Origin of the sequence: Micromonospora sp. M61, from assembly GCF_018070245.1 — a bacterium.
Taxonomy (GTDB): domain Bacteria; phylum Actinomycetota; class Actinomycetes; order Mycobacteriales; family Micromonosporaceae; genus Micromonospora; species Micromonospora zamorensis.
Genome location: NZ_JAGPYA010000170.1, coordinates 1 through 1,064, shown reverse-complemented (window position 1 = coordinate 1,064; position 1,064 = coordinate 1). Strand labels below are relative to the sequence as shown.

At 68.3% G+C, this 1,064-nt stretch carries 1 protein-coding gene and 1 pseudogene; both read left to right on the top strand.

Going from position 1 to position 1,064, the window contains the following annotated elements; translation table 11 throughout:
• Nucleotides 1–533, top strand: a 533-nt coding sequence (locus tag KBX34_RS33150) for an AbfB domain-containing protein (RefSeq protein WP_210929000.1), incomplete at its 5' end; no start/stop codon positions are given.
• An 85-nt stretch (nt 534–618) separates the two neighbouring features.
• Nucleotides 619–1,064, top strand: a pseudogene (locus KBX34_RS33145) (glycosyl hydrolase family 5); the annotation flags it as partial.

Sequence of the window (1,064 nt, the reverse complement as noted above, 5' to 3'; positions counted from 1 at the left end):
CGAGCGCCTTCCGGCTGCCGGCGTCCGGCTCGTACGCCATGGGTGGCACCAAGAAGCGGCACGGTTCGATCCTCAACCTGACCGCCGCTGAGCAGACCCGCGTGCTCGCCCGCTGGCCCGCCACCGCGATCAACCGGGTCCAGTCGTACAACTTCCAGGACCGGTATGTGCGCCACGCCGACTACGACGTCCGCATCGACCCGAACGTCAGCCCCGCGCAGGACGGCCAGTGGCGGGTGGTGCCCGGCCTGGTCGGCTCCGGCACTGTCTCCATCCAGTCGGTCAACTTCCCGGGCCACTACCTGCGCCACTACGGGTTCGACTTCCGGCTGGAAGCCAATGACGGCACCGCCACCTTCGCCGCCGACTCCACGTTCCGGCAGGTCGCGGGCCTCGCCAACTCCTCGTGGACGTCATTCCAGTCCTACAGCCACCCGGACCGCTACATCCGGCACTACGCCTACCTGCTCCGACTCGACCCGGTCTCCGACGCGCAGAGTCGCGCCGACGCCACCTTCCGCGTGACGAGCTGAACCCCGACTGCGGGTGACACCGATTGGACAGGTCATGACACACACCAGCTTGCCCCTGGAGCACGTATCGCGGAGCACCCGGTTGATGCGCCGGATACTGATCGCCCTGGCGGCCGCGATGACCGCGATGGTCGGCGTCGTCGTCGTCATGTCGTCGCCGGCCACTGCCGCCACCAACCAGTTCCGCGGCATGAACTGGGCAGTGCTGGGTGACAACTTCAGCACCGGCCCGCTCGTCGTGCAGGGCCTGAGCTCGTCCGACAGCAACGCGACAGTGCGGGCCAAGGCCAATGCCCTCTACGACGACATGGCCTCCACCATGGGGGTCAACACCGTCCGGCTGCCCATCAACACCCACACGGTGGGGACGGCGTGGTGGGACGCCTACCGAGGCGCGATCGACGCCGCCACCGCCCGCGGATTCAAGGTCATCCTGGCCTACTGGGAGGACGGCGCCGCCTCCGGCGGCAGGATCACCAACCTCGCCGCCTGGAACGCGATGTGGTCGACGGTGACCAACACGTACGGCTC